General features: G+C 68.8%; 20 protein-coding genes. 10 read left to right on the top strand and 10 right to left on the bottom strand.

Annotated elements, in window-relative coordinates; all coding sequences use genetic code 11:
* Positions 1-77 precede the first annotated feature (77 nt).
* Positions 78-911: a GntR family transcriptional regulator gene (locus tag CAL24_RS00100; protein WP_051439359.1), complete on the top strand. Its 834-nt coding sequence runs from the start codon at positions 78-80 to the stop codon at positions 909-911.
* Here CAL24_RS00100 and CAL24_RS00095 read toward each other — a convergent pair.
* The 3 genes from CAL24_RS00095 to CAL24_RS00085 are packed head-to-tail and all read right to left on the bottom strand — an operon-like array spanning position 899 to position 5,668.
* Entirely contained in the window at positions 899-2,599 is a 1,701-nt protein-coding gene (locus CAL24_RS00095; protein ID WP_028353857.1) for a hydantoinase B/oxoprolinase family protein, read from the bottom strand. The genes CAL24_RS00100 and CAL24_RS00095 overlap by 13 nt on opposite strands.
* Positions 2,592-4,649, bottom strand: a complete 2,058-nt coding sequence (locus tag CAL24_RS00090) for a hydantoinase/oxoprolinase family protein (protein WP_094805419.1) — start codon at positions 4,647-4,649, stop codon at positions 2,592-2,594. Before CAL24_RS00090 ends, CAL24_RS00095 begins: the two co-directional genes overlap by 8 nt.
* Before the next feature lie 35 nt (positions 4,650-4,684).
* The gene (locus tag CAL24_RS00085) at positions 4,685-5,668 is read right to left on the bottom strand and encodes a Bug family tripartite tricarboxylate transporter substrate binding protein (protein WP_094805418.1); all 984 of its coding nucleotides are present in this window, start codon (positions 5,666-5,668) and stop codon (positions 4,685-4,687) included.
* 159 nt (positions 5,669-5,827) lie between these two features.
* On the opposite strand from CAL24_RS00085, the gene CAL24_RS00080 reads away from it, so the two are divergent.
* Positions 5,828-6,763, top strand: a complete 936-nt coding sequence (locus CAL24_RS00080) for a LysR family transcriptional regulator (protein ID WP_170947009.1) — start codon at positions 5,828-5,830, stop codon at positions 6,761-6,763.
* Here CAL24_RS00080 and CAL24_RS00075 read toward each other — a convergent pair.
* Positions 6,745-7,575, bottom strand: coding sequence for an AraC family transcriptional regulator (locus tag CAL24_RS00075; protein WP_094805417.1), 831 nt, complete (start codon positions 7,573-7,575; stop codon positions 6,745-6,747). The two genes, CAL24_RS00080 and CAL24_RS00075, sit on opposite strands and share 19 nt — an antisense overlap.
* Positions 7,576-7,724: 149 nt before the next feature.
* Positions 7,725-8,888 (bottom strand): alpha-hydroxy acid oxidase, encoded by a 1,164-nt coding sequence (locus tag CAL24_RS00070; protein ID WP_094805416.1) that lies wholly within the window; start codon positions 8,886-8,888, stop codon positions 7,725-7,727.
* Positions 8,889-8,966: 78 nt separating this feature from the next.
* On the opposite strand from CAL24_RS00070, the gene CAL24_RS00065 reads away from it, so the two are divergent.
* From CAL24_RS00065 to bioD, 5 genes are all read left to right on the top strand, one after another.
* Positions 8,967-9,251 (top strand): acylphosphatase, encoded by a 285-nt coding sequence (locus CAL24_RS00065; protein WP_028353862.1) that lies wholly within the window; start codon positions 8,967-8,969, stop codon positions 9,249-9,251.
* A gap of 31 nt (positions 9,252-9,282) precedes the next feature.
* On the top strand, positions 9,283-9,777 hold the full coding sequence (locus CAL24_RS00060) for a thioesterase family protein (protein WP_028353863.1): 495 nt from the start codon (positions 9,283-9,285) through the stop codon (positions 9,775-9,777).
* A 259-nt stretch (positions 9,778-10,036) separates the two neighbouring features.
* On the top strand, positions 10,037-11,377 hold the full coding sequence (bioA, locus tag CAL24_RS00055; protein WP_094805415.1) for an adenosylmethionine--8-amino-7-oxononanoate transaminase: 1,341 nt from the start codon (positions 10,037-10,039) through the stop codon (positions 11,375-11,377).
* 1 nt (position 11,378) lies between these two features.
* Entirely contained in the window at positions 11,379-12,569 is a 1,191-nt protein-coding gene (bioF, locus tag CAL24_RS00050; protein WP_094805414.1) for an 8-amino-7-oxononanoate synthase, read from the top strand.
* On the top strand, positions 12,562-13,254 hold the full coding sequence (gene bioD, locus CAL24_RS00045; protein ID WP_094805413.1) for a dethiobiotin synthase: 693 nt from the start codon (positions 12,562-12,564) through the stop codon (positions 13,252-13,254). The genes bioF and bioD overlap by 8 nt, the downstream gene beginning before the upstream one ends.
* Before the next feature lie 22 nt (positions 13,255-13,276).
* On the opposite strand, the gene CAL24_RS00040 is transcribed toward bioD, so the two are convergent.
* A complete protein-coding gene (locus CAL24_RS00040; RefSeq protein ID WP_028353867.1) occupies positions 13,277-14,182 on the bottom strand; it encodes a LysR family transcriptional regulator in 906 nt (301 codons plus the stop codon).
* 120 nt (positions 14,183-14,302) lie between these two features.
* On the opposite strand from CAL24_RS00040, the gene CAL24_RS00035 reads away from it, so the two are divergent.
* From CAL24_RS00035 to CAL24_RS00025, 3 genes are all read left to right on the top strand, one after another.
* The gene (locus tag CAL24_RS00035) at positions 14,303-15,169 is read left to right on the top strand and encodes a pirin family protein (RefSeq protein WP_028353868.1); all 867 of its coding nucleotides are present in this window, start codon (positions 14,303-14,305) and stop codon (positions 15,167-15,169) included.
* A 79-nt stretch (positions 15,170-15,248) separates the two neighbouring features.
* Entirely contained in the window at positions 15,249-15,875 is a 627-nt protein-coding gene (gene ycaC / locus CAL24_RS00030; RefSeq protein WP_028353869.1) for an isochorismate family cysteine hydrolase YcaC, read from the top strand.
* A gap of 147 nt (positions 15,876-16,022) precedes the next feature.
* Complete coding sequence (locus CAL24_RS00025; protein WP_028353870.1) at positions 16,023-16,508, top strand: GNAT family N-acetyltransferase; 486 nt, start codon at positions 16,023-16,025, stop codon at positions 16,506-16,508.
* Positions 16,509-16,517: 9 nt separating this feature from the next.
* On the opposite strand, the gene CAL24_RS00020 is transcribed toward CAL24_RS00025, so the two are convergent.
* From CAL24_RS00020 to dnaA, 4 genes are all read right to left on the bottom strand, one after another.
* Positions 16,518-16,892 carry a VOC family protein gene (locus CAL24_RS00020; protein ID WP_028353871.1) on the bottom strand — a complete coding sequence of 125 codons (375 nt, stop codon included), beginning with the start codon at positions 16,890-16,892 and terminating at the stop codon, positions 16,518-16,520.
* A gap of 115 nt (positions 16,893-17,007) precedes the next feature.
* A complete protein-coding gene (gene gyrB, locus CAL24_RS00015) occupies positions 17,008-19,461 on the bottom strand; it encodes a DNA topoisomerase (ATP-hydrolyzing) subunit B (protein ID WP_028353872.1) in 2,454 nt (817 codons plus the stop codon).
* An 89-nt stretch (positions 19,462-19,550) separates the two neighbouring features.
* The gene (dnaN, locus tag CAL24_RS00010; protein WP_028353873.1) at positions 19,551-20,660 is read right to left on the bottom strand and encodes a DNA polymerase III subunit beta; all 1,110 of its coding nucleotides are present in this window, start codon (positions 20,658-20,660) and stop codon (positions 19,551-19,553) included.
* Between the two features lie 2 nt (positions 20,661-20,662).
* Positions 20,663-21,789: chromosomal replication initiator protein DnaA (dnaA, locus tag CAL24_RS00005; RefSeq protein WP_141218033.1), on the bottom strand; the 1,127-nt coding region annotated here is incomplete at its 5' end.

Here is a 21,789-nt window from a genome sequence, read left to right as displayed (position 1 = left end):
TCCGGACATATAATGGAAGCCTGGTGCTACATTTGTCAATCCCGTATTGCCCCTAAGCTTTTCAGCCTGGAACCGCCTTGGCCCGATCCCTGCCGCCCGACACCGTCGAATCGCCCTCCGCCGCGCCCGGCCTGTTCAGCGCGGACATCGGCGCGCCCGCCGACGACAAGCCCGCGCCGCGCTACAAGGCCATCTACCAGGACCTGGCGCGCGCCATCCGCTCGGGCGTCTATCCGGTCATGACCCTGCTGCCCACCGAGCATGAGCTGTGCGCGCACTACGACGCCAGCCGCCATACGGTGCGCGAGGCGATCCGCATGCTCACCGAGGCCGGCATGGTGTCGCGCCGTCCCGGCGTGGGCACGCGCGTGGAGGCCGCCAAGTCGGCCACGCGCCACACCCAGCGCGTCTCCGAACTGGCCGACCTGTTCCAGTACATCAAGAACGCCACGCTGCGCGTGCTCGCCACCCGCGATATCCGGGCCTCGGCGCGGCTGGCCGAAACCCTCGGCTGCCCGCCGCGCCAGGCCTGGCTGCACATCCGCGCCATCAAGCTGCTGGGCGGCCAGCGCGCGCCGGTGGCCTACCTGGATGCCTACGTCCATCCCGACTACTCCGCCATCCAGGCCGATATCGGCAAGACGCGCGTGCCGCTGCTGCAACTGGTCGAGCAGCGCTACAGCCAGTGCATCAGCGAAGTCGGCCAGGAATTCTCGGCCACCCCGATCAGCGGGGAAATGGCCGAACTGCTCAAGGTCGCTCCGCATACGCCCGGACTGGTGATCACGCGCCGCTACTACGGCGAGAACGGAGCCCTCATGCTGGCCACGGTCACCACCTTCCCGTACACCAAGATGAAGTACTCCATGTCGCTCAAGCTGGACTGGCCGCGCCCGGCTCAAGGCCGGTAGCCGTATGCCGAGGCGGCCTGCGCGCCGCTGACCTTGCCGTCGCGCACGTCCTGCTCGATGCGCGCGCGCGGACGCTCGGCCGCCGGCCCGTAGCCGCCCCCGCCCGGCGTCTCGATGCGCACGCTTTCGCCGTCGGCCAGGGCGATGTTGGCGGTCTTGGAAAACAGTTCCTGCTCCTGCGGGGTGCCCGGGTTGCGCAGCAGGCGCGCGCGGCGTCCGTCGCCGCCGCCCGCCACGCCCGCGGCCACGCCCACCGTATGGCTGTCCGAGCGCGCCGAGAACACGATGCCGTCGGCGCGCGCGCGGATCTGCTTGGCGATCGCCAGCCCGCCGCGCGTGCGGCCGACGCCGCCCGAATCGCCGATCAGCGCGTACTCGTCCATCAGCAGCGGGTACTCGTTCTCCAGCGCCTCGACCGGCAGATTGGACGTGTTGGTCATGTGCACATGCACCCCGTCGGCGCCGTCCTGGTCCAGGCGCGCGCCGGCGCCGCCGCCCAGGGTCTCGAGGTAGACGAAATGACCGGCGCGATCGGGCCAGCGGCCCGAGAACACAATGGCCGGGCAGCAATCGTTGCTGGAGGCCATGATGCGCTCTGGCGGCAGCAGCCCGCGGAACGCGCCGAAAATGGCGCCCGCCACCTTCTGCGCCGTGATCGAGCGCGCGCCCACGGCGGCGGGATGCTCCGGATTGGTGATGGTGCCGACCGGCGCGGAGATGGAAATCGGGTCGAACAGGCCGGCATTGGGCGCCAGGTCGGGGTCGAGCAGCGCCTTGACCGCGTAATAGACGCAAGCGCGCAGGGTATTGAGCGGCAGGTTCATGGCGCCGCGCGCCTGCCGACCCGAACCGTCGAAGTCGAAGTGCAGGCGCCCGCCGCCCACCGTCAGGGCCACGCGGATGGGCACCGGGTCGCCGCCCATGCCATCGTCATCCAGGAAGCTTTCGAAGACGTAGCTGCCTTCGCGCAACTCGGCGATGCGATTGCTCAGGCGCCGGCGCGTGTACAGGATGATGTCGTCCACCGAGCGCAGCACGGCGTCCAGCCCCATTTGCCGGATCAGCCCACCCATGGCGGCCGCGCCCCGTTCGTTGGTCGCCATCTGCACGCGCAGGTCCAGCACGCGCTCTTCGGGATCGCGCGTGTTGGCGCAGATCAGCCGCAGCAGGTCCTCGTCCACCTGGCCGGCGCGCGCGATGCGGCAGACCGGGATGCGGATGCCTTCCTCGAACACCGAGCGCAGGCCGCCGGCGATCGATCCCGGCACCGCGCCGCCCACGTCGGAATGATGGGCGATGTTGGCGGCGAAGAAGCGCAGCGCGCCGTCCCAGAATACCGGCGAGACGATGTTGATGTCCGGCAGGTGGCTGCCGTTGGCCAGGTAGGGGTCGTTGCAAATGAAGACATCGCCCGGCTGGATGGCCTCGACCGGAAACGCCTGCAATATCGAGCGCATCGCGCCGTCCAGCGAGCCCAGGTGCAGCGGGATCTGCGTGCCTTGCGCCACCAGCCGGCCGGCCGCGTCGAACAGGGCCACCGAGCAGTCCTTGCGCTCCTTGATATTGGTCGAGAAGGACGCCCGCACCAGCGTGTTGTTCATGTCCTCGGTGATCGACAGCAGCCGGTTGCTGAATACCTCCATGCCGATCGGGTCGGCAATGGCGGCGCTGGCGGAATGCTCAGTCATGCAGGTCTCCTTGCAGGCGGATCAGCAGGTTGCCGTAGGCGTCGACCGCGACGCTGTGACCCGGTCCCACGACCGTGGTCGAACTCATTTCCTCGATCAAGGCCGGCCCGCGCAGGCAGGCGCCGGCCGGCAGCAGGTCGCGGTCGTACACCGGGGTGTCGCGCCAGCCATGGCGCGCGCCGAAATAGGCGCGCCGCTCGCCCAGCCGGGCATCGGCCGGCAGCTCGCCGGCCGGGCGCGGCGCCAGCGGCGCCTTGGCCACTCGCCCCACCGCCTGGAGCCGGCAATTGATGATCTGCACGCGGCGGTCGTCCACGACGTAGCCGTACTCGCGCTGGTGCGCCTGGCGGAATCGTTCGATGAACAGCGCGAAGCCCTGGGCGCGGAAGTCCTCGAGCGGCACCTGCACCTCGAAATTCTGCCCCTCGTAGCGCGCGTCGATCGCATAGCGGCAGCTGCGCAGCGCCGGCGCCACGCCTTCGCCGTCCAGCCAGGCCTGGGCCTGCTGCTCCAGCTGCGCGAAAATGGCCGCGACGTGCGGCCAGCCCGGTTCGCTGGCGGGCGCGATCTCGCTGCGCACGAAGTCGAAGGAAATATCGCCCAGCAGGATGCCGCGCGCGCACATGGTGCCCGGCTCCTGCGGCACGATGACCAGCGGGATGCCGCATTCCTCCGCGACCTCGACCGCGTGCAACGGGCCGGCGCCGCCATAGGCATACAGCGCGAACTCCGCCAGGTCGTGGCCGCGCTCGGTGGACACGGCGCGAATCGCCCGGCTCATGTTGGCCGCCGCGATCCGCAGGATGCCCTGGGCCGCCTCTTCCAGCGTCAGGTTCAGCGGCCGCGCCACGCGCGCCTCGATCACCGCGCGCGCGGCCTGGGCGTGCACTGCCATGCGGCCCTTCAACAACGCCACCGGATTCAGGCGCTGCAGGACGATCTGCGCGTCGGTGATGGTCGGCTCGGTGCCGCCGCGGCCGTAGCCCACCGGGCCCGGCACGGCGCCGGCGCTGTGCGGCCCCACCTTGAGGGCGCCGGCATCGTCCAGCCAGGCGATGCTGCCGCCGCCGGCGCCGATGACATGGATGTCCACCATCGGCGTCTTGACCGGGTATCCCGCCACCTGGCGGTGCGAGGTGAACAGCGGCTGGCCGTCGCAAACCAGGGATACGTCGGTGCTGGTGCCGCCCACGTCGAAAGTCACCAGGTTCAGGCTGCCGATCGCCCGTCCCACCGCCGCCGCGCCGATCACGCCGGCGGCGGGGCCCGACAGGCAGGTGCGCACCGGGTACTGCCGCACGCTGGCGATCGACATCAGGCCGCCGTTGGAATGCACGGTGTGCGGTTCGTGGTCGATGCCCAGCTCGCGGGTGCGCTGCAGGAAGCGCTGCAGATAGCGTTCCATGCGCGGGCCCACCGCGGCGTTGAGCACCGTCGTGGACAACCGCTCGTATTCGCGGAACTCCGGCAGCACCTCCGACGACAGGCTGACGAACACTTCCGGCAGCACCTGCCGCACGATTTCGGCGGCGCGCCGCTCGTGGGCGGCATTGCGGTACGAATGCAGGAAGCAGATGGTCACGGCCTCGATGCCGGCCGCGCCGAACGCCTGCGCCGCGGCGCGCACCTGCCCTTCGTCCAGGTCGCGCAGCACCGCGCCGGTATTGTCGATGCGCTCGTCGATCTCGATGCGCCACTGCCGCGGCACGGCCACCGGCGGCTTGCCCACACTGTAGTCATACAGGTGCGGGCGCGTCTGCCGGCCGATCTCCAGCACGTCGCGGAAGCCCCGGGTGGTCAGCAGGCCGACGCGGGCGCCCTTGCGCTCGATAATCAGGTTGGTCGCCACCGTGGTGCCATGGCCGATGTGCGACACATCGCGCACGGCCACGCCGTGCGTGCGCAGCAGGTCCGCGATGCCCTGCTGGATGGCCTCCGACGGATCGTGCGGGGTGGAGGGCACCTTGTGGAAGTGCACCGCCCCCGCCTGTTCGTCCACCATCGTGAAATCAGTGAACGTGCCGCCCACGTCTATGCCTATGCGATACATGTTGTCCCAGTCCCCTCATGAAGGCGGTCGCCCGCTCAGTCCAGATGAATGCCCGCCTTGTCGGCCACCTTGCACCACTTGGCGACCTCGTCCTTGATCATGGCGCTGAACGCCGGGCCGGCCACGTCGGAAACCTGCGCGCCCTGTTGCTCCAGGTATGGCTTGAGCACCGGTCCGTGCAGCACCTCGACCAGGCTTTGCGTCAGCGGCTTGCGGATCGCTTCCGGCAGCCCGGCCGGCGCCAGCATGCCGAACCACACCATGGCCTCGTAGCCCGGGTAGCCGGATTCCGCCACGGTGGGCACGTCGGGCAGCATCGGCGAGCGCGCCGGCGAAGTCACCGCCAGGGCACGGATCTTGCCGTCCTGGATATACGGATAGGAAGTCATCACGACGTCCATCATCATGCTGACCTGCCCGCCCACCAGGTCGATCAGCGCCGGACCCGAGCCCCGATAGGGCACATGCACCATCGACACCCCGGCGGTCGACTTGAACAGCTCGGCCGCCAGGTGGTTGGAGGTGCCCTGGCCATTCGAGGCGAACGAATACGCCGACGGATCCTGCTTGAGCAGCGCGACGAACTCCCGCAGCGAGCGCGCCGGCACCGACTGGTTGACCACCAGCACATTGGGAATGGTCGCCACCACCGTGAGCGGCGTGAAATCCTTGATCGGGTCGTACGGCAGCTTCGAGTAGATGCAGGCGGCGCTGCCTTGCGTGCTGACCGAGCCCATCAGGATGGTGTAGCCGTCCGCCGGCTGGCGCGCCACGTATTCGGTGCCCACCGTGCCGCCGGCGCCGGGCCGGTTTTCCACGATCACATTGGCGCCCAGCTTGCCGCCCAGGCCCTCGGCCACTTTGCGTGCGATCAGGTCGGTGGAGCCGCCCGCCGCGAAGGGCACCACGATGCGGATCACCTTGTCGGACGGCCAGGCCGCGTGCGCCCCGTGCGCGGCCATGGCGAGCATGCCGGCCAGGGCCCATCCGCAACGGCGCAGGAATCTCCGTGCAGTCATCTTGCTTCCCCTTGTGTTGGTAGAACTTCCTGTGCGCCGGGCGCCGGGCCCGGCCGCGCGTTCACTGCAACAACGGGACCATGCTAGAGGGCGCCCGGCGGGCGCAGCAGATAGCGCGGCTTATAGTGACATCATTCACATTTATGTCGGGGAGCGGCCATGAAGCATCCGGACCTGAATCTGCTGCTGCATTTCGATGCGCTGATGACCTGTCGCAGCATGACGCGCGCGGCCGAGCAACTGGGCATCACGCAGCCGGCCCTGAGCGCCGCCATGAGCCGGCTGCGGCGCCTGTTCAACGATCCGCTGCTGGTGCGCGAAGCCGGAGTCTGGCAGCCCACCGGGCGCGCCACCGAACTGCACCAGGCGTTCCACCCCATGCTGCAGGCCTGGCGGCGCGCCACGCGCGGCCACGAGTCCTTCGACCCGGCGCATTCCGAACGCACGCTGTCGCTCTATGCCACCGACTATGTGCAATACCGCCTGCTGCCGCTGGTCATTCCCAGCCTGGCCAAGGATGCGCCGCACCTGCACCTGCAGATCCAGCCGGCGCGCCCGCTGCACGGCCTGAGCATGCTGGAGACCAACCATGTGGAACTGATCGCCGGCTATTTCCCCGAGCCGTCGCCCGATCTGCGCACGCGCTTCCTGTATGAAGAGCCGGCGGTCTGCATCGTGCGCGAAGGCCATCCCTGCCTGCGCAAGCGCTGGGACCTGGACGCCTACCTGCGATACGGCCATGTCGACCTGGCGGCCCATACACGCTACTTCAGCCGCGGCATCGACCGGATCCTGCAGGGGCACAACCGCAGCCGCCACATCGCGGCCACGCTGTCGAGCTACCTGGTCTGCCCCTTCGTCATTTCAGCGTCCGACCTGATCGCCACCATGCCGGCCAGCGTGGCCCGCGCCATGGCCAGCAGCTCGCGCACCGTCATCCTGAAAGTGCCCATGGAACTGCCGACCATCGCCGTATCGCTGTACTGGCACGAGCGGCACCACGACGATCCTGGCCACGCCTGGCTGCGGCAGTACATCGCCGAGCGGGCCACGCCCGCCCGGCGCGGCGCGGCGCCTCAGGCCAGCGGCAAGTAAATGCGCGTCTTCAGCTCGGCGGCGGGCGTGGTCTTGGGATCGTTCACGTACTCTTCCCACATGGGGAAATCGAGCGTCTCCTGGCCGCTGGCCGGCAGCCATTCCGCGAACAGCCAGTGGTAGGCCGCCTCGATTTCGCTGTAGGGGCCGGTGTATTCCAGCACCGCGCAGCGCGCCGCCGGCAATGTGAACGGCTCGAACACCGGGTCCGCCGACGCGCCGTCGGGCAGCGTCAGGCCGGCGCGCGAACGCAGCCGGGCGGCCGGCACCTGGGCCGGATCGTCGTAATACACGCCGAACGAACGGGTGGCCGGGCCGACCAGGTCGCGGCTGGACGCCAGCATGAACAAGCGGTCGAAGGTGGTGCCGATGTTCTGGTAGTCGCCCTCGTGGGCCAGGGTGGCCAGCGACGCGCCGGCGAATTGCTCGATGGTAGTGGGATACATGCCAAGCTCCTCAGGGTTGAAAGGCCTGGAGCGCGCATCCCGGTAGCGGCCGGGCGGCATCCCGAACACGGCGCCGAAAGCCCGGCTGAACGCGGCTTGCGACGTGTATCCGGCGCGTTGCGCCACCTGCTGCATCGGCGCTTCCCCGGCCAGCTCCACCGACGCCCGATGCATGCGCACCCGCAGCATCGTGGCGTTGACCGTCTCGCCCATCAGCGCGCGATATACGCGATGGAAGTGATAGGGCGACAGGCACGCCAGGTCGGCCAGGTGGTACAGGTCCGGCGCCGCGTCGGGATGCGAGGCCAGCCATTGCAGCACCGGTTCCAGCCGGTTGGCGTAGTGGATGCGGGTCTTGGGTTTCATACGTGCTCCAGGGCTCCCACTGTAGCCATGGCCGTTTTGCAGATTTTGCGCTTTTGCGGCCTTGCACCTTCAGTGCCCAGGTGTCTGACACCCCCAAGCAATACCCTCCGCATGCCCATGGCACCCCACGGGGTGTCAGACACCTGCATTCAAGTCGGGTACGTCCCGGGCAGCAGCACGCTGCGGTCCCCCGGCGTCAGCGACTTGCGGCCGCACAGCGCCATGGTGACGTCCATTTCCCTGTACAGGATCTCCAGCACGCGGGTCACGCCGGCCTTGCCGTACGCGCCCAGGCCATAGAGGAACGCGCGGCCGATCATGGTGCCGCGCGCGCCCAGCGCCACGGCCTTCAGCACGTCCTGCCCGGAGCGGATGCCGCCATCCATCCATACTTCGATGCGCGAGCCGACCGCGTCGGCGATGGCGGGCAGGGCGGCGATCGACGACATGGCGCCGTCGAGCTGGCGGCCGCCGTGGTTGCTGACGATCAGCGCGTCGGCGCCGCTGTCGGCCGCCAGGCGCGCGTCCTCGACATCCAGGACGCCCTTCAGGATGAGCTTGCCGCCCCAGCGCTGTTTGATCCATTCGACGTCGGCCCAGCTCAGGCGCGGATCGAACTGCTCGGCCGTCCACGACGACAGCGACGACAGGTCGCTCACGCCCTTGGCGTGCCCGACAATGTTGCCGAACGTGCGCCGCGGGGTGCGCAGCATGCCCAGGCACCAGCGCGGCTTGGTGGCCAGGTTGACCAGGTTGGCCAGCGTGGGCTTGGGCGGCGCCGACAGGCCGTTGCGGATATCCTTGTGGCGCTGGCCCAGGATCTGCAAGTCCAGCGTGAGCACCAGCGCCGAGCAGCCGGCCGCCTTGGCGCGGTCGATCAGGTTGGCCACGAATTCCCGGTCGCGCATCACGTAGAGCTGGAACCAGAACGGCTTGCCGGTGGCGCGCGCCACGTCCTCGATCGAGCAGATGCTCATGGTCGACAACGTGAACGGCACGCCGAATTCGGCCGCGGCCTGCGCCGCCACCATTTCGCCGTCGGCATGCTGCATGCCGGTCAGGCCGGTGGGCGCGATGGCCACCGGCATCACGGCCTCGGTGCCGGCCATGGTGGTGCGCAGCGAGCGGCCTTCCATGTCCACCGCCACCCGCTGGCGCAGCTTGATCGTCTGGAAATCGGCCTCGTTGGCGCGATAGGTGCCCTCGGTCCAGGCGCCTGAATCGGCGTAGTCGTAGAACATGCGGGGCACGCGCTTCTGCGCCAGGATGCGCAGGTCTTCGATGCAGGTGATCTTGGCAAGGTTCTGGTTCATGGCAGACTATTGGAAAATAGAGGGCCGCAAGGGCGTAGCAAGTATACGCGCGCGCCCCCCCGTATCGAGAGGAATCGCATGCAAGACCCCCACCAGGAAACCGTCCACGTCATCGTCAAAGGGGTGGTGCAGGGCGTGGGCTACCGGCACGCCACCGTACGGCGCGCCCATATGCTGGGCGTGACCGGGTGGGTGCAGAACATGGAAGACGGCACCGTCCAGGCGCTGGTGCAGGGCACGCCCGACCAGGTCGATCACATGCTGGAGTGGCTGCGGCGCGGCCCGCCGGCCGCCACGGTGCGCGAGCTCATCGCCGAACGCCAGTTCACCGACAAGCGCTACGCGCGCTTCGAACAGTTGTAGTCCTCCCCCTTCGCCACCACGGATTTCCCCCATGCCCGACCACGCTTCGCAACTTCCCCGCACGCAACTCGTCGTCAAGCCGGACTGGACCGATCTATACGGCCACATGAACGCGGCCCGCTACGTGCGGGTGTTCGACCATATCGGCTTCCAGTTGCTGGAGCCGCTGGGCGTGGGCGAAAGCTACACGCGGGCCACGCGCTGCGGCATCTACACCGTCGACATCGCGGTCAACTATCGGCACGAACTGCTGGCCGACGACCCGCTGGAATTGCGCGTGCGCGTGCTGGACGCCGACGCCAAGCGCCTGCTGTGCCTGATGGAGCTGTTCCAGACGCGCGACCAGTACCTGGCCGCCACCATGGAGCAGTTGTCCGTCAACGTGAACCTCGACACCCGGCGCAGCCAGCCGTTCCCCGCAGAGCTGGCGCAGTCGCTGCAAGCCGCGGCGCGCGCGCACGCGGCGGTGCCGCTGCCGGAACGCCACGTGCGCCGGCTGACCCTGGCGCGCCAGGCCGCGGCCTGAAGCCGCCCTGGCTGTCGTTCACAATTTGTTTCATCTCCGGCGCCCGCGCAGTTCGCCGCGCGATGCCGGCGCGATACGGCGAACGGGCAGCCAATTCCCGGTTTCTGCGCGCTTCCTGCCACCAATATCCGCGAAATCGCGGGGATTGCCAGCCCGCCCGGCCGTTCCTACTATCCGCCGCTCTACTGTCCGGCCGGTGCCCTGATACTCGCGGTGGCTGTCATCGCGAGGCCGGCCCGGCCTGGTTCTGGAGCCGGCAATGCACGATCGCGCACCTGATTCCCGCACGGCCGACTGGCGCGCCCGCAGCTTGCGCCACGTCTGGCATCCCTGCACCCAGATGAAGCGCCAGGCCGCCATGCCCTTGCTGGCGCTGGCGCGCGGCGAAGGGCCGTGGCTGGTCGACATGGATGGCCGCCGCTACCTCGACGCCATCAGCTCGTGGTGGGTGAATCTGTTCGGCCATGCCAATGCGCGCATCAACGCCGCGCTGCACGACCAGCTGGCCCGGCTGCCGCACGCGATGCTGGCCGGCTGCACGCACGCGCCGGCCGTCGAACTGGCCGAGCGGCTGTCGGCGCTCACCGGCGGCGCGCTGGGCCATTGCTTCTACGCCTCGGACGGCGCATCGGCGGTGGAAATCGCCCTGAAGATGAGCTTCCACTCATGGCGCAACCGGGGCCACGCCGACAAGCGCGAATTCGTCTGCGTGCGCCATGGCTACCATGGCGAGACGCTGGGCGCGCTGGGCGTCACCGACGTGGCCGTGTTCCGCGACGCCTATGATCCCCTGTTGCGCCAGGCCCACGTGGTGGCTTCGCCCGACGCCCGCCAGGCGGGCCCCGGCGAAGACGCCGCCGCCGTCGCGCAACGCGCCGCCGCCGACCTGCAGGCCTTGCTCGCAGCCCGCCATCGGCACATCGCCGCGGTCATCATCGAGCCGCTGGTGCAATGCGCGGCGGGCATGGCGATGCACGATCCCGCCTACCTGCGCCAGGTGCGCGCGCTGTGCGACCGCTACCAGGTGCACCTGATCGCCGACGAGATCGCGGTCGGCTGCGGACGCACCGGTTCGTTCTTCGCGTGCGAGCAGGCCGGCATCTGGCCGGACCTGATGACGTTGTCCAAGGGCATCACCGGCGGCTACCTGCCATTGTCGCTGGTGTTGAGCACCGACGCGATCCACGACGCCTTCTACGACGACGACGTCGCGCGCGGCTTCCTGCACTCGCACTCGTACACCGGCAACCCGCTGGCCTGCCGCGCGGCGCTGGCCACGCTGGCTATTTTCGACGCGGACGACGTCCTGGCCCGCAACCGCGCCTGGGCGGCGCAATTCGATGCGGCGCTGGCGCCGCTGCGGCGCCACCGCGCGATCAGCCACTGGCGGCGCGCCGGCATGATCTGGGCGTTCGACGTGGCGGCCGATGCCGGCTTCGCGCAGCGCTATGCGGCGGCGGCGCTGGCGCGCGGACTGCTGCTGCGCCCCATCGGCGCCACGGTCTACCTGATGCCGCCCTACGTGCTGGACGAGGCAACCACCGCCTGGCTGGCGCGCGAGACGCTGGCCACGCTCGACGACGCGCTGGAGGCTCGCTGACATGCACCTGCTCGACACCCTGCAAGCCGGCCTGCGCGATCTGGAGGCCCGCCACCTGCGCCGCCGCCGGCGCACCACCGACACCCCCTGCGCGCCCCACGTGCGCGTCGACGGCCGCGACATGCTGGCCTTCTGCAGCAACGACTACCTGGGCCTGGCGGCCCACCCCGCGGTGGTCGCGGCCCTCGCCGAAGGGGCCGGGCGCTACGGCGCGGGCAGCGGCGCCTCGCACCTGATCAGCGGCCACAGCCGCGCCCATGCGCAACTGGAAGAGCGGCTGGCGGCCATGCTCGCGCCGCATATCGAACAGGCCCGGGCGCTGTACTTCTGCACCGGCTACATGGCCAACCTGGCCGTGCTGGGCGCGCTCGCCGATAAGGACGCCGAGATCTATTCCGAAGCCCTCAACCATGCCTCGCTGATCGACGGGGCGCGGCTGTCGCGTGCACGCGTCCAGGTCTACCCGCACCGCGATGCCGGCACGCTGGACAGGCTGCTGGCGGACAGCCGGGCGCCCACCCGGCTGATCGTGACCGACGGGGTATTCTCGATGGACGGCGACATTGCTCCGCTGCGTGAGCTGCTGGCGCTGGCCGAGCGCCATGGCGCCTGGCTGGTGGTGGACGATGCGCATGGCTTCGGCGTGCTGGGCGAACGCGGCCACGGCGTGCTGGAGCAACTGGGGCTGAGCTCGCCGCACCTGGTGATGATCGGCACGCTCGGCAAGGCCGCCGGCGTGGGCGGGGCCTTCGTGGCCGCGCACGCGACCGTGATCGACTGGCTGGTCAACCGCGCCCGGCCGTATATCTTCAGCACCGCCGCGGCGCCGGCGCAGGCCCATGCGCTGTTGGCCAGCCTCGACCTCATCGAAGGCGCGGAGGGCGCACGGCGCCGCGCCCACCTGCGCGCCCTGACCGGCCGCTTGCAGGCCGGCCTGCGCCTGCGGCGCTGGCGCCACGACCCCACTCCAACCGCCATCCAGCCGGTCGTGCTGGGCGACAACGCCGCGGCCCTGCGCGCGGCGGCGGCGCTGGAGCGCGCGGCATTGTGGGTGCCCGCCATCCGGCCGCCCACCGTGCCGCCCGGCACTGCGCGCCTGCGCGTGACCCTTTCGGCGGCGCACCAGCCCGCCGACGTGGACCGGCTGGTCCACACCCTGAATCGCCTGGAAGAGGACCCCGGCCATGCCTGACACGCCACGCCCGCACGACTATTTCGTCACCGGCACCGACACCGAGATAGGCAAGACGCTGGTGTCCTGCGCGCTGCTGATCGCGGCGGCGCGGCACGGCCGTCCGGCGGCCGGCTTGAAGGCCGTGGCGGCAGGCGCGCAGCCGGCCGACGGCCGCTGGCTCAACGAGGACGTAGAGCAACTGCGCCAGGCCAGCACCGTGGCGCTGCCCGGCGCGGGACACTGCCCCTACGTGCTGCGCGCCGCGGTCGCGCCGCACATCGCCGCCGCCGCCGAGGGCGTGGCGCTGGAGCCGGAGGCCATCGTGCAGGCATATCGGCGGGCCACCGCGCATGCGGACGCCATCATCGTCGAAGGGGTGGGGGGCTTCCGCGTGCCGCTGAACGACCATCGGGACACGGCCGACCTGGCGCAGCGGCTCGGCCTGCCGGTCATCCTGGTGGTGGGCATGCGGCTGGGCTGCATCAGCCATGCCCTGCTCACCGCCGAGGCGATTGCCGCGCGCGGGCTGCGCCTGGCGGGCTGGGTGGCCAACCAGATCGACCCGGCCATGCAGCAGGCGCCAGCCAACATACAGGCGCTCGAACAGCGCCTGCCGGCCCCCTTGCTGGGCACGCTGCCGTACCTGGACCGGCCCGACCCGCGCGAAGCCGCGCGGCAGCTGTGCGCCAGCCGGCTGTTTTAGAGGGAACAGACCCTGGGGCGGCTCACTCGGCCTGCAGCGCCGCGAACCGCTCGGCCAGGAAGTCGATCAGCGCCCGCACCGCCGGCAACTGGCCGCGGCGCGATGCAAAGACCGCATGCACGATCTCGCGGCGCGGCGCCCAGTCGGGCAATACCGTCACCAGCTCGCCGCGCTCGAACTGCTCGCGCAGCAGCATGGTGGGCAATTGCACGATGCCCACGCCCGCCACGGCGGCCGCGCGCAGCGCCAGCATGCCGCGCGTGACCAGGCGCGGCTGGTGGCGGATGGCCGCCTGCGCGCCATCCGGGCCGAGCAGCCTCCAGACATGTTCGCTCTGCGGCAGTCCCAGGCCCAGGCTGGGCAGGCCGCCCAGGTCGGCCGGCGCGCGCGGCGTGCCGGTCTGCCGCAATAAAGCCGGGCTGGCCACCAGGCATTGGCGGCGCTCGGCCAACACCCGCATCACCAGGTCGCTGTCGTCCAGCGGCGGCGGCCGCACCCGGATCGCCACGTCGATGCCCTCGGCCACCACGTCCACGCGCCGGTTGGTTTCCTCCAGGTGTATGTGCACCAGCGGGTACTCCACCATGAAGGCGGCCAGCATCTCGGCCACCTGCGCGTCCAGCAGCGCGACCGGGCAGGTCACCCGCACCGTGCCGCGCGGTTCGGCGCGAGTCAGGGCCACGGCCTCCTCGGCGGCGTCGGCCTCCACCAGCATGGCCTTGCAATGCGCGTAGTAGGTCTGGCCGATCTCGGTCACCGCGAACTGGCGCGTCGAGCGCAGGATCAGGCGGGTATCCAGGCGCGCTTCGAGCAGGGCGATGCGCCGGCTGAGCTTGGACTTGGGGATGCCCAGCGCGCGCCCGGCCGGCGCGAAGCCGCCGTGGTCGACCACCTGCACGAAGTAGTAAAGATCGTTCAAGTCCAGCATATCGTTCACCAAATAGAACGCTGAAGGCGAATTTTACGGCCTAGGCGGCCGATTGTCGCGAATCTATAGTCTCTACATGGGCTGCACGCCGCGATGTGCAGCCGGCAAGCGGAGAACGACATGAAGCAAGTCCTCGGTATCTACAGCGCGCCCCGGCCCCACTGGGTGGGCGACGGCTTCCCGGTGCGCTCGATGTTCAGCTATGACAGCCATGGCCGCCATCTCAGCCCGTTCCTGCTGCTGGACCACGCCGGTCCGGCCCAGTTCGAGCCGGCGGCCCGGCCGCGCGGCGTCGGCCAGCATCCGCACCGCGGCTTCGAGACCGTGACCATCGTCTACCAGGGCGAAGTCGACCATCGCGACTCCACCGGCGCGGGCGGCCACATCGGCCCCGGCGACGTGCAATGGATGACGGCCGCCGGCGGGATCCTGCACGAAGAGTTCCATTCCGAGGCCTTCACCCGCCAGGGCGGCGCGCTCGAGATGGTGCAGCTGTGGGTCAACCTGCCGGCGCGCGACAAGATGTCCGAGCCTGGCTACCAGACGCTGCTGGACCGCGACATCCCGTCCGTGGACCTGCCCGGCGACGCCGGCCGGGTGCGCGTGATCGCCGGCGAATTCGCCGGCCGGCGCGGCCCCGCCCGCACCCGCACGCCGATGGACGTGTGGGACGTGCGCCTGCGCCAGCAGGGGGTGGCGACGTTCCGGGTGGCCGAAGGCCGCACCCTGGCGCTGGCCGTGCTGCACGGCACGGTGCTGGTCAACGGCAGCGACATCGCGCGCGGCGGCCAGCTGGTGCACCTGGCCCGCGACGGCAGCGACGTGCAGGTCGAGGCCAATAACGACGCCACGCTGCTGCTGCTGAGCGGCGAGCCCATCGACGAACCCATCGTCGGCTACGGCCCGTTCGTCATGAACAGCCAGGCCGAAATCCGCCAGGCCATCGACGACTTCAACCACGGCCGCTTCGGCCGGATGGCGCATTGACCCCCGGCCCCGCCGTCAGGCGGGGCCTGTTTCCCCACCCGCTCGGGCTTCCCGCTGTGCTTTTTTCCCGGAGACTTCCATGACCAAGCCCTACGTTCGCCTCGACAAGGACAACGCCGCCGTACTGATGGTGGACCATCAAGCCGGACTGCTGTCCCTGGTCCGCGATATCGACCCCGATCGTTTCAAGAACAATGTGCTGGCCCTGGCCGACCTGGCCCAGTACTTCAAGCTGCCCACCATCCTGACCACCAGTTTCGAAGACGGCCCGAACGGCCCGCTGGTGCCGGAACTCAAGGCGCAGTTCCCCGACGCCCCCTACATCGCCCGGCCCGGCCAGATCAACGCCTGGGACAACGAAGACTTCGTCAAGGCCGTCAAGGCCACCGGCAAGAAACAGCTGATCATCGCCGGCGTCGTCACTGAAGTCTGCGTCGCCTTCCCGGCGCTGGCCGCGCTGGAAGAAGGCTTCGACGTGTTCGTCGTCACGGACGCCTCCGGCACTTTCAACGCGCTGACCCGCGATGCCGCCTGGGACCGCATGAGCGCCGCCGGCGCCCAGCTGATGACCTGGTTCGGCGTGGCCTGCGAACTGCATCGCGACTGGCGCAACGACGTCGACGGCCTGGCCGCGCTGTTCTCGAACCACATCCCCGACTACCGCAACCTGATCACCAGCTATTCCACGCTGACGCAGGGCAAGTAATTCCGCACGCAGCGCGCCTGGCTGTGCCGACGCCCACCTCCTGGTGGGCGTTTTTCCAATGGCGCCGCGGCCGGTGTTACAACGGCGGGAGTCGCGCCCGCATCGCGCATGCGCGGCGCAGCCGACCGGCTTCATCCAGGAGTACTAGTGGAATTCGCCTTGCAGAAATTCGGCCCCCGGGACTTTGACGACTATTTCCGGCTCGTGGGCGACGCCAGGGTCATGGCCATGATCACGGAACGCGCCATCCCCTTGGATGAAGCCCGGCGCGACTACGACAAGCTGCTGGCGGGCAACGCCATCCACCCCGAGCTGGGACAGTTCAAGATACTCGACGCGCAAGACGGCGGCTTCGTCGGGCTGGCCAAGCTGGAAGTGGCGGCCGCCGACGCGGAAACCGCCGAATTGGGGTACATGATCCTGCCGGCATACTGGGGCCGGGGGATCGCCGGCCGGGTGGCGCGCCTGCTGGTCGCCAAGGCGCAGGCGCAGCCCGCGCTGCGCGGGCTGTTCGCCATCATCGACCCGGCCAATCTGCCGTCCAGGAAAATCCTGCTCAACAACCAGTTCGTTTCGCGCGAGTTCAAGGACTTCGACGGCCTGCCGGGCGAAGTCCTCGAGCGGACCTGGTAAGCCCGCGGGTCAGGCCGGGGCGTGGCAGACCGCTTCGATATTGTGCCCGTCCGGACCGATGACGAACGCCGCATAGTAAGTCGCCTGGTACTGCGGACGCAGGCCCGGCGCGCCATTGTCCTTGCCGCCCGCCGCCAGCGCCGCGCGGTAGAACGCGTCGACCTGCGCGCGGGTCTCGGCCGCGAAGGCCAGGTGCAGGGGCGCCGGTTTCTCGTCGGTCTGGAACAGGCACAGCGAAGCCTTGCTGCGAGGACCGACCAGCTCGATCCCATACGCCGGCGTTCCTTCCCCGGCCACGACCACGCCGAGCGGTTCGAGCGCCTTGAGAAAGAACGCCTTGCTGGCGGCATAGTCGGTGACGCCGAATTTGACATGGTCGAACATACGCGCTCCTGGGGTATCCGGGCCGATGCGGGCTTGCGTGCCGCTGGCAGAGTATTCCACAACGGCCCAAGAAAAAAGGGGCTGCGCCTGCAGCCCCTTGTCGCGGACGCACGTGCTACGCGTCGATGTTGGACGCCGACAGCGCGTGCGTCTCGATGAACGCGCGGCGCGGCTCCACGTCGTCGCCCATCAGGGTGGTGAAGATCTCGTCGGCCGCGATGGCGTCCTCGATCTTCACGCGCAGCAGGCGCCGCACGGCCGGGTCCATGGTGGTTTCCCAGAGCTGGTCGGGGTTCATCTCGCCCAGGCCCTTGTAGCGCTGCTTGGAAATGCCGCGCTCGGCCTCGCCGCGCAGCCACTGCATGGCTTCGCGGAAGTCGGACACGAACTGTTCCTTGCGCTTGTCGCCCTCGCCGCGCGCCACCACGGCGCCAGGCCCCATCAGCCCCAGGAAGGTCTTGGCCGAGCGGGCCAGGGCCGCGTAATCGGCGCCCTGCACGAAGTCGGCGTCGATGACGCTGACGCGCACGTTGCCATGGTGCATGCGGCGCACCAGCAGGCGGTGCTGCTCGTGGGCCTCGTCGAACTCGGCCACGACCTCGACGCCATTGCCCACCACCGCCTCATGCAGCGCGTCGGACAGGCGCTTGGCCGACGCGGCGGCCGTCTCGGCCGTCGCCAGGTCGATTTCCACGCCCTCGGCCATGGCCGACAGGGCATCCACATCGTACAGGCGCGACAGGCGGGCGATGACGGCATCGGCCAGCACGTACTGGCGCGCCAGTTCGGCCAGCGCCTCGCCGGTGATCGGCGCGGCGCCCTGGGCCGGCACCAGCGAGGCCTCTTTCAGGGCCAGCTGCATCATGAACTGCGCTTCTTCCTGGTCGTCCTTCAGGTAGCGCTCTTCGCGGCCCACCTTGACCTTGTACAGCGGCGGCTGGGCGATGTAGACATAGCCGCGCTCGATCAGCTCGGGCATCTGGCGGTACAGCAGGGTCAGCAGCAGCGTGCGGATGTGCGCGCCGTCCACGTCCGCGTCGGTCATGATGATCAGGCGGTGGTAGCGCAGCTTGTCGATGTTGAAGTCCGGGCCGATGCTGGTGCCCAGCGCGGTGATCAGCGTGGCGATCTGCTCGCTGGCGATCAGGCGGTCGAAGCGGGCCTTCTCCACGTTCAGCACCTTGCCGCGCAGCGGCAGGATGGCCTGGAACTTGCGGTCGCGGCCCTGCTTGGCCGAGCCGCCGGCCGAATCGCCCTCGACGATGTACAGCTCGCACAGCGCCGGATCCTTTTCCTGGCAGTCGGCCAGCTTGCCGGGCAGGCCCGCGCCTTCCAGCACGCTCTTGCGGCGCGTCATTTCGCGCGCCTTGCGGGCGGCCTCGCGCGCGCGGGCCGCCTCGACGATCTTGGCGCACAGCGCCTTGGCGTCGTTGGGGTGCTCCAGCAGCCAGGTTTCCAGCGTGCGCGCCACGGCGTCCTCGACGGCGGGGCGCACTTCGCTGGACACCAGCTTGTCCTTGGTCTGGCTGCTGAACTTGGGCTCGGGCACCTTGACCGACAGCACGCAGGCCAGGCCTTCGCGCATGTCGTCGCCGGAAGTCTCGACCTTGGCCTTCTTGGCCAGCTCGTTGTCGGCGATGTACTTGTTGATGACGCGCGTCATGGCCGCGCGCAGGCCGGTCATGTGCGTGCCGCCGTCGCGCTGCGGGATGTTGTTGGTGAAGCACAGCACCGTTTCGCTGTACGTGTCGTTCCATTGCATCGCCACTTCGACGCCCACCGGCACGCCGCCGGCGCTGGACTCGGCCGTGACCGCGAAGACGTTGGGATGCAGCACGGTCTTGGCGCGGTTGATGTATTCCACGAAGCCGCGCACGCCGCCCGAGAAGGCGAAGTTCTCTTCCTTGCCCTGGCGCTGGTCGACCAGGCGGATCTTCACGCCGTTGTTCAGGAAGGACAGCTCGCGCAGGCGCTTGGACAGGATGTCGTAGTGATACTCGACGTTGGTGAAGATCAGCGGGTCGGCCAGGAAGCGCACTTCCGTGCCGCGCTTGTCGGTCGTGCCCGTGACCGCCAGCGGGGCCACGCGCTCGCCCTGGCGGAACTCCATCTGGTGCACCTGGCCGTTGCGGCGGATGGTCAGCCGCAGCCACTCGGACAGCGCGTTCACGCAGGACACGCCCACGCCGTGCAGGCCGCCGGACACCTTGTACGAGTTCTGGTCGAACTTGCCGCCGGCGTGCAGCTCGGTCATGACGATTTCCGCCGCGCTGCGGCCGAACTCGTCGTCCTTGTGGATTTCGGTGGGAATGCCGCGGCCGTTGTCGGTGACGGAAATCGAATTGTCGGTGTGGATGGTCACCACGATGTCGTCGCAGTGGCCGGCCAGCGCCTCGTCGATCGCGTTGTCGACCACCTCGAACACCATGTGGTGCAAGCCCGTGCCGTCGGAAGTGTCGCCGATGTACATGCCTGGGCGCTTGCGCACGGCCTCCAGCCCTTTGAGCATCTTGATCGAATCGGCGCCATAGCCGGTGTTCTCGGGATTGCTGTTCTGCTGATCTGACATGTCTTTATCGCTAACACTTCAAAAAACGGCCTCGCGGCCGGTCCGCGGCATGCGCCAGGCGCGCGCCGCGGCATAAACCCAGGCGCGGATCAGATCCGCATGGGCATGACGACGTACTTGAACTGGTCGTCGTCGGGCAGGGTGAGCAGCGCCGACGCATTGGCGTCGGGCATGACCGACCACTGGATGTTCTCGGCCTTGACGTTGGCCAGCACGTCGAGCAGGTAGCTGACGTTGAAGCCCACGTCGAGCGCTTCGTGGCCGTAGTCGATATCGAGCTCTTCCTGCGCCTCTTCCTGCTCGGCGTTGGAAGAAGAGATCTTCATCTGGTTCTGCGCCAGTTGCAGGCGCACGCCCTTGAACTTGTCGGTCGTCAGGATGGCGGCGCGCAGCAGGCTGCCCTGCAGGGCCTCGCGGTTGACGATGAACTGGCGCGTGTAATTGGTGGGGATCACGCGCGTGAAATCGGGGAACTTGCCTTCCACCAGCTTGGACACCAGCTCGACATCGCCGAAGCGGAAACGGATCTGGCCCGGCGCCACGTCGATGGAGACGGGCTCGTCGGAGTCTTCCAGCAGGCGCTGCATTTCCAGCACGGTCTTGCGCGGCACGATGACTTCGTGCCGTTCGGCGATGCCGTCGGCCTCGGTGGCGCAATGGGCCAGGCGATGGCCGTCGGTGGCCACGGCGCGCACGCGGCCGGCTTCGAACACCAGCAGCATGCCGTTCAGGTAATAGCGGATGTCCTGCTGCGCCATGGCGAAGTGCACCATGTTCAGCAGGTGGCGCAGGGTGCGTTGAGGCAGCGTCAGGGAGACGTCCCATTTCTCGGGCTGCGCCACGGTGGGGAATTCGCTGGCGGCCAGCGTCTGCAAGGCGAAGCGGCTCTTCGCGGACTGCACGGACAGCTTGTTGTTGGCCAGCGCCAGCTTGACCTCGCCGGTGTCCGGCAGGGCCTTGAGGATATCGAGCAGCTTGCGCGCCGCCACGGTGGTGGATTCGTTGTCCTGGCCCACGCCGAAGTCGGCATGCGTGGTGATCTGGACTTCGAGGTCGGTGGCAATGAAGGCGACCTTGTTGCCTTCCTTGCGCATGAGGATGTTCGCCAGGATGGGCAGGGTATGGCGTCTTTCGACGATTCCCGCCACGGTCGACAGCGGTTTCAGCAATGCATCGCGTGTGGTTTGTACGAGTTGCATGTTCATCCTTTTAGAGTTTGTTCCAACACGTGCAGGGTATGGTTGAGCTCCGCCTGCTTGGCGCGGGCATCGGATATCTTGCGCACCGCGTGCAGCACGGTGGTGTGGTCGCGGCCACCGAACAGATCGCCGATTTCCGGCAGGCTTTTCTGGGTAAGCTCCTTGGCCAGGTACATGGCAACCTGGCGTGGCAGGGCGATATTGGCCGGCCGCCGTTTCGAATACATGTCGGCGACCTTGATCTTGTAGAAATCGGCCACCGTCTTCTGGATGTTCTCGACCGTGATCTGGCCGTTGGACACCGACAGCAGGTCCTTCAGGGCTTCCTTGCAGACGTCCACCGAGAGCACGTCGCGGCCATGGAAGCGGGCATAGGCCAGGACCTTGCGCAGCGCGCCTTCCAGCTCGCGCACGTTGCTGCGCAGGTGCTTGGCGATGAAGAACGCCACTTCCTCGGGCATGGGCACGCCCTCGGACTCGGCCTTGCGCAGCAGGATGGCCACGCGCATCTCGAGCTCGGGCGGCTCGATGGCCACGGTGAGGCCGGAATCGAAGCGCGAGATCAACCGGCTGTCGATGCCGGCCAGTTCCTTGGGGTAGGTGTCGCTGGTGATGATGATCTGCTTGCGCTGCGCGACCATGGCCTCGAACGCATAGAAGAATTCTTCCTGCGTGCGGCTCTTGCCGGAGAAAAACTGGATATCGTCGATCAGCAGCAGGTCGAGCGAATGGTAGTAGCGCTTGAAGTCGTCGAAGGCCTTGCGCTGGTAGGCCTTGACCACGTCGGACACGTATTGGTCGGCATGCACGTAGCGCACCCGCACGCCCGTGCCGGCCGCCACCATGGCATTGCCGATGGCGTGGATGAGGTGGGTCTTGCCGAGGCCCACGCCGCCGTACAGGAATAGCGGGTTGTACGAAATGCCGGGGTTCTCGGCCACCTGCAGCGCCGCCGCCCGGGCCAGCTGGTTGGCCTTGCCGGTGACGAAGTTGTCGAAGGTCAGGTCGGTGTTCAGGCGCGAACGCTCGTACACCACGCCGGCCGCGTCGGCCTGGACCGCCGCCGCCACGGCCGCCGGGCTGGGCGCCGCGGGCGCCGGCGCCGGCGCGGACGCGGCGGGGGCGGCCG

Origin of the sequence: Bordetella genomosp. 2, assembly GCF_002261345.1 — a bacterium.
GTDB lineage: Bacteria > Pseudomonadota > Gammaproteobacteria > Burkholderiales > Burkholderiaceae_B > Bordetella_A.
Note: the sequence above shows the minus strand (reverse complement) of the source record. Positions and strands in the feature narration are given on the sequence as shown.

Bases quoted from the DNA above. Each gene is read 5' to 3' on its own strand.
- CAL24_RS00095 (WP_028353857.1), bottom strand. From the start codon at position 2,599: ATGACTGAGCATTCCGCCAGCGCCGCCATTGCCGACCCGATCGGCATG.
- CAL24_RS00090 (WP_094805419.1), bottom strand. From the start codon at position 4,649: ATGTATCGCATAGGCATAGACGTGGGCGGCACGTTCACTGATTTCACG.
- CAL24_RS00085 (WP_094805418.1), bottom strand. From the start codon at position 5,668: ATGACTGCACGGAGATTCCTGCGCCGTTGCGGATGGGCCCTGGCCGGC.
- CAL24_RS00080 (WP_170947009.1), top strand. From the start codon at position 5,828: ATGAAGCATCCGGACCTGAATCTGCTGCTGCATTTCGATGCGCTGATG.
- CAL24_RS00075 (WP_094805417.1), bottom strand. From the start codon at position 7,575: ATGAAACCCAAGACCCGCATCCACTACGCCAACCGGCTGGAACCGGTG.
- CAL24_RS00070 (WP_094805416.1), bottom strand. From the start codon at position 8,888: ATGAACCAGAACCTTGCCAAGATCACCTGCATCGAAGACCTGCGCATC.
- CAL24_RS00065 (WP_028353862.1), top strand. From the start codon at position 8,967: ATGCAAGACCCCCACCAGGAAACCGTCCACGTCATCGTCAAAGGGGTG.
- CAL24_RS00060 (WP_028353863.1), top strand. From the start codon at position 9,283: ATGCCCGACCACGCTTCGCAACTTCCCCGCACGCAACTCGTCGTCAAG.
- bioA (WP_094805415.1), top strand. From the start codon at position 10,037: ATGCACGATCGCGCACCTGATTCCCGCACGGCCGACTGGCGCGCCCGC.
- bioF (WP_094805414.1), top strand. From the start codon at position 11,379: ATGCACCTGCTCGACACCCTGCAAGCCGGCCTGCGCGATCTGGAGGCC.
- bioD (WP_094805413.1), top strand. From the start codon at position 12,562: ATGCCTGACACGCCACGCCCGCACGACTATTTCGTCACCGGCACCGAC.
- CAL24_RS00040 (WP_028353867.1), bottom strand. From the start codon at position 14,182: ATGCTGGACTTGAACGATCTTTACTACTTCGTGCAGGTGGTCGACCAC.
- CAL24_RS00035 (WP_028353868.1), top strand. From the start codon at position 14,303: ATGAAGCAAGTCCTCGGTATCTACAGCGCGCCCCGGCCCCACTGGGTG.
- ycaC (WP_028353869.1), top strand. From the start codon at position 15,249: ATGACCAAGCCCTACGTTCGCCTCGACAAGGACAACGCCGCCGTACTG.
- CAL24_RS00020 (WP_028353871.1), bottom strand. From the start codon at position 16,892: ATGTTCGACCATGTCAAATTCGGCGTCACCGACTATGCCGCCAGCAAG.
- gyrB (WP_028353872.1), bottom strand. From the start codon at position 19,461: ATGTCAGATCAGCAGAACAGCAATCCCGAGAACACCGGCTATGGCGCC.
- dnaN (WP_028353873.1), bottom strand. From the start codon at position 20,660: ATGCAACTCGTACAAACCACACGCGATGCATTGCTGAAACCGCTGTCG.